General features: G+C 61.8%; 12 protein-coding genes and 3 pseudogenes. 2 read left to right on the forward strand and 13 right to left on the reverse strand.

The genetic code is table 11. From position 1 onward, the window contains the following. Positions 1-869: 869 nt before the first annotated feature. The 9 genes and pseudogenes from I6F28_RS30360 to I6F28_RS30400 form a co-directional block, all read right to left on the reverse strand. Positions 870-1883 carry a TetR/AcrR family transcriptional regulator C-terminal domain-containing protein gene (locus I6F28_RS30360; protein ID WP_225142607.1) on the reverse strand — a complete coding sequence of 338 codons (1014 nt, stop codon included), beginning with the start codon at positions 1881-1883 and terminating at the stop codon, positions 870-872. Continuing rightward, on the reverse strand, positions 1880-2536 hold the full coding sequence (locus I6F28_RS37550; protein WP_225142707.1) for a TetR/AcrR family transcriptional regulator C-terminal domain-containing protein: 657 nt from the start codon (positions 2534-2536) through the stop codon (positions 1880-1882). The genes I6F28_RS30360 and I6F28_RS37550 overlap by 4 nt, the downstream gene beginning before the upstream one ends. A gap of 30 nt (positions 2537-2566) precedes the next feature. After that, positions 2567-4144, reverse strand: a pseudogene (locus I6F28_RS30370) (DHA2 family efflux MFS transporter permease subunit); the annotation flags it as partial. Beyond that, a complete protein-coding gene (locus I6F28_RS30375) occupies positions 4141-5184 on the reverse strand; it encodes an HlyD family secretion protein (protein WP_225142611.1) in 1044 nt (347 codons plus the stop codon). The pseudogene I6F28_RS30370 and the gene I6F28_RS30375, both read right to left, overlap by 4 nt. Positions 5185-5274: 90 nt before the next feature. After that, the gene (locus I6F28_RS30380; RefSeq protein WP_225142612.1) at positions 5275-5922 is read right to left on the reverse strand and encodes an NAD(P)-dependent oxidoreductase; all 648 of its coding nucleotides are present in this window, start codon (positions 5920-5922) and stop codon (positions 5275-5277) included. Positions 5923-6023: 101 nt separating this feature from the next. After that, positions 6024-6113, reverse strand: a pseudogene (locus tag I6F28_RS37905) (alkylhydroperoxidase AhpD-related protein); the annotation flags it as partial. Positions 6114-6239: 126 nt separating this feature from the next. Beyond that, on the reverse strand, positions 6240-7169 hold the full coding sequence (locus I6F28_RS30390) for an MBL fold metallo-hydrolase (RefSeq protein WP_225142616.1): 930 nt from the start codon (positions 7167-7169) through the stop codon (positions 6240-6242). Between the two features lie 93 nt (positions 7170-7262). Continuing rightward, complete coding sequence (locus I6F28_RS30395; RefSeq protein ID WP_225127700.1) at positions 7263-8480, reverse strand: NAD(P)/FAD-dependent oxidoreductase; 1218 nt, start codon at positions 8478-8480, stop codon at positions 7263-7265. A 1162-nt stretch (positions 8481-9642) separates the two neighbouring features. Continuing rightward, positions 9643-10599: a helix-turn-helix transcriptional regulator gene (locus I6F28_RS30400; RefSeq protein ID WP_057026662.1), complete on the reverse strand. Its 957-nt coding sequence runs from the start codon at positions 10597-10599 to the stop codon at positions 9643-9645. Between the two features lie 381 nt (positions 10600-10980). On the opposite strand from I6F28_RS30400, the gene I6F28_RS30405 reads away from it, so the two are divergent. Next, the gene (locus I6F28_RS30405) at positions 10981-11910 is read left to right on the forward strand and encodes a helix-turn-helix domain-containing protein (protein ID WP_225142617.1); all 930 of its coding nucleotides are present in this window, start codon (positions 10981-10983) and stop codon (positions 11908-11910) included. Between the two features lie 27 nt (positions 11911-11937). On the opposite strand, the gene I6F28_RS30410 is transcribed toward I6F28_RS30405, so the two are convergent. Beyond that, positions 11938-12849: a catalase gene (locus I6F28_RS30410; RefSeq protein ID WP_036008212.1), complete on the reverse strand. Its 912-nt coding sequence runs from the start codon at positions 12847-12849 to the stop codon at positions 11938-11940. A gap of 141 nt (positions 12850-12990) precedes the next feature. Continuing rightward, positions 12991-13236 carry a hypothetical protein gene (locus I6F28_RS30415; protein WP_157784020.1) on the reverse strand — a complete coding sequence of 82 codons (246 nt, stop codon included), beginning with the start codon at positions 13234-13236 and terminating at the stop codon, positions 12991-12993. A 154-nt stretch (positions 13237-13390) separates the two neighbouring features. Between I6F28_RS30415 and I6F28_RS30420 the strand changes: the two are divergent. Beyond that, positions 13391-13583: pseudogene (locus I6F28_RS30420) on the forward strand (type III glutamate--ammonia ligase); the annotation flags it as partial. Positions 13584-13597: 14 nt separating this feature from the next. Here the strand turns inward: I6F28_RS30420 and I6F28_RS30425 are convergent. Together I6F28_RS30425 and I6F28_RS30430 are read right to left on the reverse strand one after the other, a co-directional pair. Then, complete coding sequence (locus I6F28_RS30425) at positions 13598-14713, reverse strand: L,D-transpeptidase family protein (protein ID WP_346276401.1); 1116 nt, start codon at positions 14711-14713, stop codon at positions 13598-13600. Between the two features lie 538 nt (positions 14714-15251). Continuing rightward, entirely contained in the window at positions 15252-16112 is an 861-nt protein-coding gene (locus tag I6F28_RS30430) for an AraC family transcriptional regulator (protein ID WP_036008091.1), read from the reverse strand. Between the last annotated feature and the right edge of the window lie 151 nt (positions 16113-16263).

A 16263-nucleotide genomic window follows, 5' to 3' on the forward strand; every position in this document is an offset into this window, starting at 1 on the left:
CGCCCGGCCCGACCCAAAATGCGCGGGTGACGAGGCGGCTTTCTCTCGGGCCGGTTCAACGGACGACGACGTGTCGACTTGCTCAAGCCCAAGATTGTCGGGGACGCGATCCGCCGTCGTCAGATGCGCGGCAGGGTGGAACGGATCCATCTGCTTATCGAGCCGGCCCATCTCCGCTCTCCATGCAGCTATCTATCAACTTCGCCAGTTCCGCCGACGCGGCGGAATGAGGGTACCCGAGGATTCGATCAATCGGAACGGAAAAGGCTCCAATCCGCGCGTGAGCCACTCTAACGGTAGCTTGCAAGAGACACGGCGCCAACCAGATGCCAGGGTCTACCCCGCGGATGCTCCGACCGCGCGGATGTTAGCCGGTGAAATGCAGCACTTTGATCGTGCGACGAACGCCCACTTTCAGTCGGATTAGCCCGGTCGTGCGACCAGCAAGTCATTGATCGTTCTCAACCCAAGGCTGACTCTTAATCAGCGGGTCCCAGGTTCGAGCCCTGGTGCGCCCACCAAGTTCTTCAAGGACTTGCCCTCGCGAACCGTTTGAGACGACCGAACTGAAACGGTTTTTCAAACGGTGATTTTGGCGACCAATCGGCGAGGCCACTCTCGGCATTGTGATCTACTTTACCCGCCGAGGCGGAGGCGAAGCCGACTCGAAGGCCGCCCGACAGAACCGCTTTCAACGTTCTGTCTGGATTAGAGCCGGCCGACATAGCCGGCATCTTCCCACTTCGTTTCTTTGTCGTCGGCGACGCATGGGGGCAGCTGCGCCGCGCTGCGAGTATGTAGAGAGACCGGCGCATCCTGGCCATGGCAACCCCACCTCACAGTAGGATTGTCGCTGCGAGTGGCACCAGTCATGCCGTCAATGCCGCTCGCGCAACGATTCCTGTCCTCTCGTCAGGCTCGGCGCCGTCGAGAAAGACTTTCACCGCGGTGCGAGCGCGCAAATCGATGTCGGAAAGCGTTGGTAGGTCGCCGAGCTGAAGCACGGCCTCCAGATGGACGTTTCCATGGAGCATCCCAAGAAACTGACGGGCGCCGGCTTCGCAATGTGCTAGATCGATTTCTCCGGCCTGCTTCGCTTTTGCCAGAATTTTCGTAAGGACCGCGATGGCCGGCGTAGGTCCGTGTTGCGCGTAGGCCCGTGTCGCATCGGGGTAGCGGTCCGCTTCAAGTATGGCTGTATAACAGACCTCCAGCAACGACGGCGTCATCATCGTTTCGAGGAGATTGCGCCCAATGATGATGAGTAGTTCCCTGAGTGGCAAGGAAAGCTGGTCGGCACTGACGCTCAGCGCGTTGGACGAGTAATGGCTGACGACTTTGGTGAACTGGTCGACGAGAAGTTGCTGCACGTTCTCGCGCCGCGTTGACCTTTCGCGCAGTAGCTGCCGGTAGAGACCGTGCGGTGTCCATGTCCAGCTCGGTCGGCCGAGCAAGAACGCCGAGAGAACCGCGCAGTTCGACCAACCGCGAAGCTGGCTCGCCTTGCCCGGGACCGCTTCGCGGACCCGCAGGATATCGCCCGTCGCACCCCACCGAAGAAATCTGACGGCATCGGCCGGTGGCAGGATCGTCACCATCATGCGCGTCCACCACGGCTCAACGAGCAGCCAACTCCCCGTGCTCGTGGGCCGCATGGCAAAGACATGCTTATGCCTGTGATGGACGAAGCGATGCCACCATTGCCGTCGAAGGCCGGGCACGAAACAGACGATCCAGTCGGCGGGGTCGACTGTCACCAGGGACCCATTATCGTCGATGCTGTTCGCCAGGTCCGCCGGGACGTCGCCGACAACCTTCAGTCTTGAAGGGCTCTCGCTCGGGCCAGACCATCTTGACCGGCCAATATCATTGGCTGCGCTCATCGCTTCATACTCCGCGTGCTCCCGCATCCATGAATGAAGCTTTCGATACTGGCTCTGACGCGGTCGGCGGCTGGGGCTTCCAGGCTCATTGCCGGAGTCAGCATCAGCGCCTGGTAGAGCGGTTCTCTCAATAGTCCCAGCAGTTGCTCGGCGTATAGCTGAGCGTCCGATATCGACAGGATCCCCCGCTCATCTGCTGCGGACAGAAACTCCCGTAGCTTGAGTGTGACAATCGCTTGTCCCGCCTCGTGCACCCGCTTCTTCAGCGCAGGATTGCGTGCACCCTCGGTCATCATCATCCGAACGAAGCCGACCAGGGTGGTCGAGTATTCCTTCCAGGCGACGCGTCCGAACGCGATGAGTGTTTCGCGTGCATCATCTACGGTGCCGGGGCGCGCTCTCCTCACCAATGGCTGCGATATGAGGAAGGCTTTGTGTTCGGCGATCGCGACAATGAGATCGTCGACGCTCTCGAATGCCGATAGAATGTCTTCCGTGGAGTATCCGCTTCGATCCAAGATATTGTCGAGGTCAGCGGGCGCGCCGCTCGGATTGGCGAGAGCCTCGCTGACCGCCAGCACGATCTCGGCGCGAGGGTCTGGCCTCGACACGGCATTGGCTTGGCGGGAGGGTTTCGACGCGGGGTATGTCATGTACGGCTCCTCGGTTCGGGCTAACTGCGCCGCGCGCTTCTTCGCGTGCAGGGCAAACGCGATCTTGATGGTGACCAGAACCGGCGCAGCGATGACGAAAAGAAGAGCGATGGCAGCGAACGCGGTGTCGAAAGCGATCACCGTGGATTGACCGGTGAGGGCTCGACCCAACAGACCCATCGCAGTCCGGCCGGCGGCCACGCTGTCCATTCCTCGTGCTGCGAGCATGGCACTCGTCGTTCCCAGCCGCTCGCTGACCGCGGGAAGGCCTGCGGTGACACTCGCGCCAAGCACCGTGGCATTGGTGGTGACATTGTGGTCGATCATGGTCTGGAGCCCGGCTACCCCCATGAGGCCACCGAGCTGGCGCCCGGCGTTGAAAAGACCGATGCCGGACGCTCGATTGTGGTTGTTGAGGTCGCTGAAAGCGATAAGGGTGATCGACAGGAAAAGGAAGCCAAGTCCAAAGCCGCGAAGCAGGATGGCGGCCATCATGTCGTCGGCGCCACTTTCGCTGGTCGAGCCGGACAGCATCCACATCGCGGCCATGATCATCAGGATTCCGAACGGCACCGTGGCGATAGGGGGAGCGCCCCTGACCTGCATGAGAAAGGCAGCAATGAGGAGCGCGCCGACGAAAAGCGCGCCGCTCGGCAATAGGAGCTGGCCGGCCTCACTTGGCGTGAACGCGAGTACGGACACGGCAAACGACGGGATCAGGAACGCGCTGCCGAACAAGGCGGCACCGGCGACGAAACTGACGATGAAGGCGAAGGAAAAATCGCTCGACCGGAACAGGGTGAAATCGAACAGGCCTTGGCTTTTGGCGATCGCCTGTTGGCCGAGAAACGCCAGCAAGGCGGCTGCGCCGATCACGGTCAGCCACGCGATGCGAGGCTCCTCGAACCAGCGCCATCGGCTGCCTTGGTTGAGAACATAGGTGAAGCAGAAGAATGTGACTGAGATCAGCAAGAAGCCGACCCAGTCGAACGGAAGGCGCGCAGCCGCAACGGGCCTGGGGCCGTCTGCGATCAGCAGAAGTCCGATAGCGGCGAGGGCTACCGGAACAACGCCGAAGAAGATCCATGCCCACGACTGGCTCTCGATCAACCATCCCTGGAGCGCCGGAGCGATGGTCGCAGGAGCGACCACGGACCCCATCGCAAACAGAGCCTGAAGGATCGGCTGGCAGGATCGCGGATAGGCGAGAAAAATGATCGACTGTCCCGCGACAAGCAAGGTGCCGCCGGAGAAGCCCTGTATGATGCGGAGTGCGACCAGCAGATCTAACCGATACGTGATGGCGGCGATGCCGCAGGTAGTGCCCATGACCAGCGTCGAACCGATGATCAGGCGGCGCGGAGTGGTGCGTGTCATGAGCCAGGAGGCGGCCATGAACCCGACTAGCTTCGTTGCGGTGTATCCGATGTCCAGCCAGGCGAACTCGTCGGGAGTCGCATGGGTGTCGCCAATGATGTCGTTGCGCCCGAGCGACAGGACGGTGCTTGCGATTGCCTCCGTCAGAGTGGCGAGCACGATGCCCGCGACAAGAATGCTTCCCGCCGCGCGCCTGTCGTAGCCTGGCGTGGCGTCGGCGATCGCGGTCATGTGCCGCTTCCTCGATCTATTTCGACACGCGCCGACAGGCCAGGCACGACGCGGCCGGGCAATGGATTTCTGTCGAAGCGGATTTTCACAGGCACGCGTTGAACGACACGAATGAAGTTCCCCGTCGCATTGTCAGTGGGGAGCAGGGTGAACGCAGAACCGCTGCCGGGCGCAAAGCTGTCCACCACACCTTCAATCGTCTGGTTCGGATAGCCGTCCACCTTGATGCGGGCGCGCTGACCGGGCCGGATATGTTCGATCTGGCTTTCCTTGAAGTTCGCCACCACCCACACGTCCTTGACCGGAACGATGTCGAGCAAGGAGGTGCCCGGCGCGACAAGCCGGCCGACGCGAACCTGGCGGTTGCCGACGACGCCGTCGACCGGCGCATGCACCACGGTGTGGTCCAGATCGATCTGGGCGAGGTCGCGTGCGGCGTGCGCTTGCGCCACTGCAGCAAGTGCAGCTTCGCGCTGGCTGGCAAGGACGGCGATGCGTGCCCGCTGGGCCTCCACCGTTGCCGCCGCCGCCGATACGCCCGCCTCGGTTCTCGATAACGCCGCATCGCTTTCATCGACCTGCGCCTGGCTGACCGCGTTGGTGCGGATCAGTTCGCGGCGGCGATCGGAGGACTTCCGCGCCAGATTCATCTCGGCCACGCTCGCAAGTCTTTGAGCTTCGGCCTGCCGTATCAGGGCATGCTGGAGTTGGATCTCCGCATCGACATTGGTGAGGCGGGCTTGGGCGGCTTCGACATTGGCCTCGGCTTGCGCCAGGCGTGCGCGGTAGTCGCGATCGTCGATCCGGAACAGGACGTCGCCTGCACGAACGGTCTGGTTATCCTGAACCTCCACGGCCGTGACGTAGCCTGCAGCCTTCGGCGCGAGCGAGGTCATTTCGCCGCGAATATAGGCGTTATCGGTGAATGTCTCGTTCGAATGGGCATACGCCCAGCCACCAGCCACAAGCACGACAGCGCCGAGGCACAGCACCAAGCCGACCGCCTTCTTGTTAGCATGCACCACAATACCCTCCTGCAACGGTTGTTGTCGCTGACAGCTCTGCCCATTCACTCGCGTTCCGGCCGCCATCGGCGGAGATCGCGGTTTCACCGCAATTCGTCGCCAAACCTAGTTGCGCACCGTTATGGCCTTCTTGTATGTCGCGGGGTCATCGAGGATCTTGACCAAATACTCGGCCACGTCCGCGCGGGTGGCTGTTGAGGTGATATTCCAGCGCAGATCGGTCCCGGCTTTCAGGTTTCCGCGAGCACGCTTGAATGTCAGCGTCGCCGGTCGAACGATCGTCCAATCGCAGTCACTCTCCCGGACAGCTGCCTCCTGCGCCTCCTTGTCTGCCATCACCTCCTTGAGTGCGAGCTTGACCATGAAGCCTGCGCCAAAACTCCCGGTGTGGTAGCTCTCACCGACACTCACCGAGCTCTCAACGATGAGTCGACTCTGGCCTGGAGGCATGGCGGCCAGAATGTTCTTGGTTCCCACCGAGCAAACCGGGACACCGGGCTGGCGTCGACCCAGATCCTCCTTCGCCTGAGGTACCATCCCCAACGTGCAGATCACCGCATCCGCACCTTGGACCGCAGAGGCCACCGAGGCTGCATCCATTGCATCGCCCCTGACGATCCTGAGATTCGGATGCGTCAAGGGCATGCGCTTTGGGTCACGGACAAAGGCAGTGACGACGTGACCCGCGGACAAGGCGGACTCAACGACGAGCCGTCCTGTCGACCCCGTTGAGCCAAAGACAACGACGTTCATCACACTCTCCCATCGCGCGGCTTCGAGGCGCGATCGCCGTGCGGAGGGTCCGTGAAGCCAGCAGCATCTTTGCGCGGACACTCAGGTTGCGCCGGGGTCATCAACGGGAGCGGGCACTCACCGTGGCGGGTGGCTTCCTTGATATGCATGTGCACGCAGAAGGCGCAGCCGTTGACCTGCGAGGCGCGCACGGTCTCGTGTTTCATCGAGGTAGAGCTCCAAAAGGATTTTGGGTGAGCGGGCCGCGCTCCGGCGCTGGTAGCGCGGCCCGTATCGAATGAAGCGCTTACGAGGCGTCTCTCGATCGAACTGTACGATCAGTAGTCCCAGAAGACCGGCACCCAGCGAAAGGCGTCGCCGTCGACTGCCACATGTCCGACGGACGGGAACGGCAGGTGAGTGGCCACCAGCAGTCCACCGGTCTCAGCCAGTTCCCGCAACAGATTGATACGAACGCGGGCCGACTCCTCGGGATCGTGTTCGAAGCCGTTGTACCAGTCGGGGTGCTCGAACCCGACCGCGAACACGAGGTCGCCGGCGAACGTCAGCCGGTCGCCGCCGGACGCCACGCGGACCACGCTGTGCCCGGGGGTGTGGCCGCCGGTGCGAGTGACGATCACTCCCGGTGCCACCTCGTACTCCTCCTCGAACGGCCGTAGCTGGCTGCGGTACTCTTTCACGAAGCGCTTGGCGGTCGATCGAAGCGCGTCCGGGAAACCCGGCGGCATGGCGACGTGGGAGAAATCGGGCGCCTCCCAGAACTTGATCTCGGCGGCCGCCACGTGGATCCGCAGGTCCGGACGTAGCCGTTCCTTGACCCCTTCGACGAGCAGCCCACCGATGTGGTCCATGTGCATGTGGGTCAGCACCACGTCGGTCACGGACGCAAGATCGATGCCGGCGGCCTCCAGTCGCTTGATCAATTGCCCGGCGCGCGGCAAGTGCAAGTCCGGGTCGAGCCCAAGCCCAGCATCGACGAGTATGGTCCGGTCGCCGCTGCGCACCACGACCACATTCAGCGCCCAATCGTAAGCGTCGGGCGGCAGGAACATGTCTTTCAGCCAGGTCGCCCGGACGGCCGGGTCGATGTTGTGTGCCAGCATCGCGGTTGGGAGCGGTAGCACGCCGTCGCTGACCACCAGCACGTCAATGTCGCCGACCTGAACCGCGTAGCGCGACGGAACCAGTTCGTTGGGCCCCGGTCCGCCGGAGTGTGAGGTGTTGGCTAAGCTCGTGTCGACGTCCATGCTCGATCTCCTGTTTCATGTTCAAGGTACTGGCTGATCTCGGTTGAGTTGGCCGCGCAGCCAGCGAGAGGCGCGGCCCATTTCGCGTGAAGCCTAGAAGAAGCCACTCACGTCAGTCACACGCTCCGGATCGGCAGAGGCCAGCGCGGCGGCACGCTCGGGCTGTGGCGGATAGATCCAGACGGTGTTGATCTCCTGCTTGGTCTTCTTGGCGACCTCGCCGACCATCGCCACTTTGCGTTCCCAGCCAACGGTGAACAGGGCACCGGCTTCGCCGAGGTCGAGGCAGGTGACATAGCCCTTCTGGTGATAGGGCTTGGTCGGAACGCCCAGCAGTTCGGCGGCGGCGTTGTTGCCGGCAAAAGCGCCCATTCGCGTGGCGTGCTGACACGACATCAGCGCGTAATTGCCGATATCGTCGCTTGCGGCCCTGGCGGCATCACCGGTAGCGAAGACACCTGGCACTGATGGCACGCGCAAATCCCGGTCGACCAGTAGGCGGCCGAAATTGTCGCGCTCGGCCGGGATCTGCTGGGTCAACGGTGCCGCGCGAATACCTGCCGCCCAGATCACGGTCGCGGCCTCGATGTGTTCGCCGTCGGAAAGCGTGACGCCGGATTCGTCCAGCGATGTAATGCCGGCGCCAAGCCGGGTCTCCACGCCGAGCTTGCGCAGGGCCTCTTCGATGACAGGACGGGGGCCTTCGCCCATATCAGGCGCGATCGCCTTGTTGCGGTCGACGATGATGACGCGCGTCTTGGCGTCCTTGCCGAGGATTCCGCGCAGTCGCGAGGGCATCTCGGTGGCCGCCTCGATGCCGGTGAAACCGCCGCCGGCAACGACAACCGTGTCACGCCCGTTCGCCGCCGGCCGTTTCGCCAGGCCGTGCAAATGCTTGTCGAGGGCGACTGCATCATCGAGCGAGTCGACGCTAAATCCGTGCTCGCTGAGGCCCGGAATGTTCGGACGGAATAGCCGGCTGCCGGTCGCCACCACCAGCCGGTCGTAGGAAAGGGTCTTCTTCGCACCCTTGGTGGCGACGATGCCCACCGTGCGGGATTTGGCGTCGATGGTTTCGGCGCTGCCTTGCACGTAAGTAACATCGACGGCCTTGAGCACATCCAGCAGCGGCGCCGTCAGGGTCTCGGGCTTCGGTTCGTACAGCCGCGGCCGGACCACCAGCGTTGGCTCTGGCGCGACCAGCGCGATCTCGAGCTCCTCGGGCGAAACGCCCTGGATATCGCGAAGGCGGGCTGCGGAAAGTGCGGCGTACATGCCAGCGAAGCCGGCTCCTATGATAACAAGTCGCATGTGATCTACTCCTTGGTTTGATTTTCTCGGTAGTGCCCGCCGCTTCTCTTTGGCGGCAAGCATCCTCCGATCGACGTCGACGCGAACAGGCGGACCGAAGACCGGCGGGCCCTATGGTAGGCAGTTCGGTGCCGAAGACATCGGCGTGGGATTTTCACAAGCCGCGCGGCAGCCTCCGAAAGGGGATGCCCAGCCACGGTTAAGGGTCACGGGCAAAGCTGGGCTCGGGCCCCAGTTCTGGTAGGGGAGCTGGGCGCCTACTTTGGACATGATGGAAATCACGGGACTGGTCCGTTGCACGGCCTGCGCTGGAATTTCCACCTCCTCCCCCGCTGCTGAAGTGAAGCGAACTCCCAATGAAAGTCCGTACACGAGTGCGGTCACGAAGCCTTTTCGGCGTGAAGTGATTGCAAGCCGGTCGACCAAGTTCTTCCTGAGCATGTTGTCTCCGTCTGCTGGGGCGTGGGGCACCCTCATGATCTAGCGGACCGAAGATGCGACTGCGCCAGAGCGATTGCTGTACCTGCAGAGCGATTGCTGCTAACGCACGCGGCGTTGCGCTAGGGCTTTCGCCCAGCCAATCGCTGAACGCCACGGCGGGGCGTACGAGGACCGCGTAGCCGAGCTCCGCCGCCAGCGACAAAAAACCATGCGTCGGCGACTTGCAGCATGTTCATGGTGATCGAGCGGTACTGTGGCGCAGCCGAACGGACGGCGAGATCCCGGTGCTTTCCTTGAAGGCTCGGCAGAAGTGGAAGCTCGACAGGCCCGCCTCGCGAGTGAGACATCGGTATCGATGTCCGCGCAAGTGTTCGCCGGTGCGGCGGCATTGCCATCGGCGACAACGCGTCAATGACCGGCTGGATCGCGGTCCAAGAGATCGCAGGGGATGATGCCGTGCCGGACAACGCGCTCGACTGTTGTCTGCGGATTACAGCATCATGTTTCAAGAACCCGGGAATACCCATCGCGAGGTTGAGCCCGGTCGATGAGTGTCATCGTGCGAGAACGCGCCGCTCCAAACACCGCCGATATCCCACTCACCGCTAGAACCGCAGTGATGCCGTGGGGGAGAGCCATGGACGTGGTCGGCCATAAGTGCGACTGCGTCGTGGACATTTCCCGCTGTGGGGAAAAGCTTGTTACGGTAGAACGAATGCCGTCAACGCTTGTGACGTCTCCAGTCGCTTGGCGTTTCGCCGGTCAGTTTCTTGAATGCCGCGGCGAAGGCGGTCTGGGAGGAGTAGCCGAGGGCCGCCGCGATCGAAACGACGGATTCATCGCTATCGCGCAGCATGCTCATGGCCTGCTCGAGCCGGTACTGGCGCAGCCAGGCATGAGGCGAAAGCCCGGTGCTTTCCTTGAAGGCACGGCAGAAATGAAAGCGCGATAGACCGGCATCCGAAGCCAGCGCCGCGAGCGAGACGTCCGAATCGCTGTCCGAGCGCAAGCGGTCGGTGGCACGGAGCAGGACCTTCGGCGAAAGCCCGCCCATTGTTGGCTGGATCGTCGTTGGCGAGCCGGTGTGCGCAGCCAGAAGACGCGTGGCCAGGAGGTCTATTAATTGGTGCCTGAACAGCGTATCCAGCGCCTCATTGCTCTCCAGGACATCCGTCGCGCTCAAGATCAATCGGGACGTAATGGGGTCGTGATGCGCCGTTCGCTCCACGAGGTCGATCGGTGTGGCGGTGTTGGCTTCGTCAGCGACGCGCTTGAGCACTGCGTGAGGAAGATAGAGCTGGACGACATCAACAGGTTTCGGAATATCCCATCGTGAGCTTGATCCTTCCGGTATGATTATCAATACACCAGGCCGAAACGTTCCGATCGCAACCGATCTGCCTGTCCGACGCTCCATGCGCTGCATCGAGCCGTTGTAAGCCATGATGACGTGATGGCTCATAGGCTCGACGACGTCGTGCAATGGCTCATGTTTCCAGTGAGCGATCGCGCTCCCAGAGGGGTCCAAAGCCATGCTGAGTGGTTTGGTGTGAAGCACGCGTGCCATCTCAACATCGGCAGGACGGCGGTCGGCAACCTGCAAATAACGCTGCTGCGCGCCGGAAGCGTCTGACTGGTTTTGTTGGTGCGAATGATCGCGCAAGATTGGCTGGCTCATGAACCTGTCCTAGCTTCGAGGAGCATCGTTGAGCGTTCGGCGCGCGTTCTAAGCGGGTACAGGCCCAGCGTCTTTCTCAAAACTCCCGTGCTTTGCCTGATCCTGCTGTAAGCTGATGCTAGGCGCCCGCGCCGCGATTAGAGTCGCAATCAGCGCGGCGGACGGTGGCGGTTAACTGCTGTCGAAATAGGCAATCGACGCCGGGAGCCGTCGTAAGCGGCAGCGAATGGACAAAATCGCTGACGTTCTCGAGCAGACATCGAGCTTTGTGTCACGAAACTGCCACGACGAAACTGGACGACCGTGCGCTAGCGTCAGATAATGGTTCACGAAATCACGTGCGGGCGCTTGTCAGTCCAACTTCGCTGAGAGAGTTATCCTATGACCCAGGCGAGCGCCTTCGGCCGGAAGCTCGGGCGGTTTTTGCACCTGAAGGATGCGCCGCCCTCGCTGATAACGAGTTCGCTGCGCGGGGTGGAGCTCGCGGTCACCGAAACCCGGGATGACAATCCAGTGCCGGGTCTTTCCGGTTCCTTTACCGCGGAGGATGCTTTCGTCGTCAGCCTCAAACTTCACGATTATCCCGACTGCGAACTCTGGGAAAATGGCAAGTGCGTGATGAAAGCGGATGTTCCCGCGGGAGCGACCTATCTGTACGACCTCAAGCGCGATCCGCGCTACGTGATCGACAAGCCGTTCCACTCCCTGTTTTTCTATTTGCCGCGCTCGGCGCTCGACGCTCTCACTGAGCAGCCCCGCATGCCGCGCGTCGGTCAGCTTGCCTGTGAACTCGGCGTAGGCCATGACGACACGGTCGTCCGTCATATCGGCGCGTCATTGCAACAAGCGCTGCGTCGACCAGACGAGACGAACCAGCTTTTCATCGATCACATGATGCTCGCGCTCACCGCACACGTCGCCCAGGCCTACGGCGGGCTACGTCCTTCTGAACCGAATCGCGGCGGCCTTGCGCCGTGGCAGGTCAAGCGCGTCTGCGAAAGGCTGGAGTCCGATCTCGGCGGAAAGCTTTCGTTGCAGGAAATCGCGGCCGAGTTCGATCTTTCGATCAGCCACTTTTCGCGCGCGTTTCGCATCTCCACCGGCCTGCCGCCGCACCAGTGGCTGCTGCGCCAGCGTGTGAAGGCGGCCAAGCAACTGATGACGGTTCGCGACCTGTCGCTGTCGGAAATTGCAATATCGGCCGGGTTCGCCAATCAAAGCCACTTCACGAGGGTGTTTTCGTCTGTGGTCGGCGTCAGCCCGGGAACGTGGCGCCGCGAGGCGCAGGGTGCACCGGAAAGCAAGAAGTGATCGGAGCCCCGGCAGAAGCCTTTTCGCTCAGCGACGCGTTGCCTGCGAGATTGCGTAAGCGGCGCGACGCACCGCAAACATCTCGTCCAACGGATGACCGATTCCATCGGCCAGAGTTGCCGGATTGAACATGGGTTCGTCGCAGGCATCATTTTCTTCGACACCAGTGATCACGATCGTTCCCAGCCGTACCGCTTCGCGTCCGTCCTCATCGGGCCATCGGACGGTCACGTCCATGACCGGGTCGCCCGGACGGTCCAGCAGCGCCATCACACTGAACCTCATATCGCGAGCCGCGATCCGGGATTCGAGGTCGTGCAGCAGCTCGGTGGGTTTTGCATTGGCTGCGGCCCTGCGCCTCGCCGCCTGTTCGCCGACTGGCGTGACCTTGAACTTGATGAACCTTGTCTCGCCTCTTGAATTGGTCGCGGGAAACGCGTGCACGCCCCAATAGGTTGTTGAGGCAAAGCTTGCGGCAGGCGGATGCGCGACGATGTAGCTCGCCTGATGCAGCGTCTCGGGATTGGCAACTGAAAATGTCTCGACCATTCCCAGATCCGGCTCGCCGTCGGGTCCTGGAGTACGTGCTCGAAGGAAAGCCAGCATCTGGTCGGGGGTCCTCGCGAAATGAACCGGGGCACTCTGGGTTAAAATATCCGAGCGCTCGCCATCGCTGCCAAGCCGGAAGCTGAATCCGCGCAATAACAGGTAGTTGGTGTCTGGGCCTTCCGCCACCGAGAAGCGCGCCAGGAGGCGCGAAGGCTTGGTGAAGCTACAGGATTTCGTGATCTCCTTGGCCTGGTCCGATGGGGTATAGGTGCCGCGAACGCAGCGGCCATTGGCAAAGCTCGCACGTGACTTTGGCGGAAGGCCGGCAACCGTCTTCATGGCGGCGACTATGGATGCGGAGCCGGCAAGGCCGCGGGGGAACTTGGGCAGGACGGGACCTCGTGATCTAGAGTTGGTAAAGTTCTTGGGCAGGACAACTTGGGCGTCTTTCCCGAATCCTTCCCGCCTTGTCCGTTTCTGCGACAAAGCTTGCCGACGGCAGCATCCCCGATGCGTACCGTTCGCAGGCCCTCAGTTCGCTTCTGGTCCGGCGAACTTTGGCCAAGGCTGATGCTTGGCCCGCCATTTCGGGCCAGGACCACGCATGTAGTGCAGCTCGGGCCGGTAGCTATCGCGTAGGTCCAAAAACAGGTTCTGAAGAATGCTGGCGATGTCGGACACGGTCACAGCCGTCTTCGAACAAAAAACAGACTTTGCGGACCAGCGCGCAGAAGCCGGTGCGATCACACGAGGACTGACAATGTTTTTCCAGATCATCGTTCTTCTCCGTCCGCTTGGATGTCGGCCGATGATTTAGCGGATCGGGTCTGCTGCTGCGCCAGAGCGATTGCCGTACCTACAGAGCGATTGCTGCTAATGCATGCGCCCGGCCAATCGGTCGGGCCTCCGCAGGTTCCGCGAGACCTTCAGGCACACCGTGACCTCGGCCAAGCGGCTCCCGATGAATCTGCTCGATGCCTTGCGAGCGCTCGAACATTTCAAGCGTGCTGCGGGATCATCTCGGGGAGTTCGTACCCGCCTATCTCAAGCTGAAGCATGAGGAGTGGAACGATGACGCACGCCATCTGACCCAATGGGAGCGAGACAACACTCTGGACTGTTGAGTCGCAACAGGTGTTCAGCACTGGCGCGATGGGAAGCCGGCACGCGCCGTATCACACATAGACGATCCGGAGGACCAGGTACCAAACCATTTGCTCGTCAACGAACCATCATTGTCGGTCCAGGGGATCGGTGGCAATTGCGGCAGGTAGGATGCATATGGCATCACTTTCGCAAGCGTCACCCTGCCCGGGTACCGTGCGAGAAAAGCCTTGTTCATTCCGCCGTCGAATCCGCTGTAGATCGGGGCAACTGGCACGTTGTCTTCAAGCAATTGCGCGTACGCGCGCTCGTCGGCGCGCCGTTTTTCCAGCGCCCTTCGCGCGATTTCCGGATTGACGACAAAGGGAGGGCATTTCTCGATCGGATTGAACACGAGAGGGTGCGGCGAACTCGGGGAAGGTTGCGCATCGAACACATAGCGGCGGTTACACACATCCACTTTGGGTTCGAGTTGTGTCGTCTCGAAATGATCGTTGCCGACCTTGAGCATTTCCCAGAAGGGCAGGTTGGGATTGTTTCGATGGCGCGCCAGATTCACCGGTGTCAGGCGGAACGGATAGGCCTGGACCTGGAACGATGTTCGGCCGCCGCGGAATGAGTCACGCGCCAGCGAATAAATCTCGCTGATCTGCTCGTCCGTCATGGCATAGCAACCGCTCGACCAGCAGTCGCCGTGGATCATGAGGAAGCTGCCGTTTCGCTTGTTTGCCCTGTCGAAGCTGTTCGGATAGCCGAGGTTGATCGAGAGATAGAAATTGGAGTTGGGGTTCATCAACTCAGGCGTAACTGTATAAAACCCTTCCGGAGCCTGTCGGTCGCCCTCGTACAATTTCGGCCCGAGATCGCCCGACCACCGGCAGATCGGATAGGTCTTCAGCAATTGGAAACGGCCGGCCGTGTCCTGCTTCCAGACTTCGAGCTCTGCCTCGTCCTTGAAAAGACGCACAAGGATAGGGGAGTATTTCGGCATCTTCTTCTGTTCGAGCAGCGCGAGCAGCTCGGCCGGCAATTCCTGCGTCGCCTTGGCGGGCAACGGCTTGCTGCTTTCGCCAAAGCATGTGGCAGGTGCTAAGGCAGCGGCAAAAGCCGCCGCCAGCACAATTGCGTGTCGGACCATGGCGCGTATCACTGCTGTACCTCCGGCCCGCCGCGCGCCGCTATTTCTCAAATCCGACGAACATCGTAGCCTCCTCGACCGACTTCCGCTCCGACACCATCGCATTCGCCGGAAAAGTCTATTCATTCTACCCCCGATGTCGCCGAACCACCGGACGCTGTTTCAGCAGTTCGACGCCGCGCCGGCAAGCACGCGAAGGCGCAACACAAGTCGTTCGATTGCAATACTATGGATCAATCAAACGACATCGTCTACGGAGTGAACGACCTCGAGGCAAGGTGCTCTCCGCAAGCCTCGCCGGTTCGGCAGGCTCGGCTGAACTCGACGAGAGGTGATCGCGCTGGTGCACCGTGCCTCGCCGGTACCTCCGGCAGGCGCCAGGCGATCCATCACGGCGCCTGTACGCTTCAGCACGCGATGACACATCATGGTTCTGCTGCAAGATGGTCCCCGCTACGGGCGAACGCACACGCTGGCGCGACCACCTTTACTACAAAATGGCTGTCTCGGCGCGGCTTTCATCTCGACGAATCGGCGTCGTCGCTAGCGACTAGCGCAGCACGACTTCTTGATCTGTCCAGCGAAGATAATGCCGCGGTGCAGCGCCTAGCTCGCGCTTAAACATGGCGGCGAATGCGCTCGGGCTGTCATAGCCCACGTCCAGCGCTACGCATGTGACGGGTTCGCCTGCGCCCAGGCGTGCCAAAGCTTCCAAGAGCCGCACGCGTTGTCGCCACACTGAAAAGCTCTGACCGGTCTCGCGGCGGAACAGCCTCGTCAGCGTTCGCCGGCTGAGGCTGCATTTGTCTGCCCAGTCGTCGAGCGTGAGGTCCGAGGAGGGGTCGCCAAGCACTGCCTTACAGATCGCCGCAAGGCGGGGGTCCGGTGGCACCTGCACGTGAAGCGTCACCTCCGGCATGAGTGAGATCTCGGCGAGCAGGAGTTCGAGAAGCTTGCCGTCGCGTCCGTCCTGGTCGTAGGTCTGCGGCATCCGCACCGCCTCGTCCATCAGGGCTTCGACGAGCGAGGATGCACGAATCAGGCGGCACGTCTCCGACGTTCCTCGTCGGCGATCAGGCGTGACATAGATCGTCTGGGCCTCGACTTCACCCCAGGCGCGCGACTGATGTACAACGCCAGCCGGAATCCATAAACCATGGCCGGGTGGAACCACGAAATGACCGCGCTCGGTCATCATCGCCGTGACGCCGGTGATCTGCAGGATGAACTGGTCGCGCCGATGCGCGTGCCGCGTGCTGGTGCTCTCGTTCGGATAAGTTGCGGTCATCGCGGCGACCGGCCGCGCGATCGTCTGAAGTTGTCCGGCATAGTTGGCGGCCGCTGCGGGGCCCTCCTGTTTGCTGCAGGTGCGCAATTCGCCAGTCACATCTCGCCGCGCTACGACTTTCACGTGTCGTGAACTCCCGATCCAAGTCCTTTTCTGCAAGGCTCTTATGCATCTTCCGGGCCAGATATGGCCCGATCGCGATGGTTCTTGTCCCCGATCAGGTAGCGCGGGACAGGGCGTTTGGCAACAATGCTCGCGCCGGCCAGATTCGTCA

The organism is Bradyrhizobium sp. NBAIM14, assembly GCF_020193895.1.
Taxonomy (GTDB): Bacteria; Pseudomonadota; Alphaproteobacteria; order Rhizobiales; family Xanthobacteraceae; genus Bradyrhizobium; species Bradyrhizobium yuanmingense.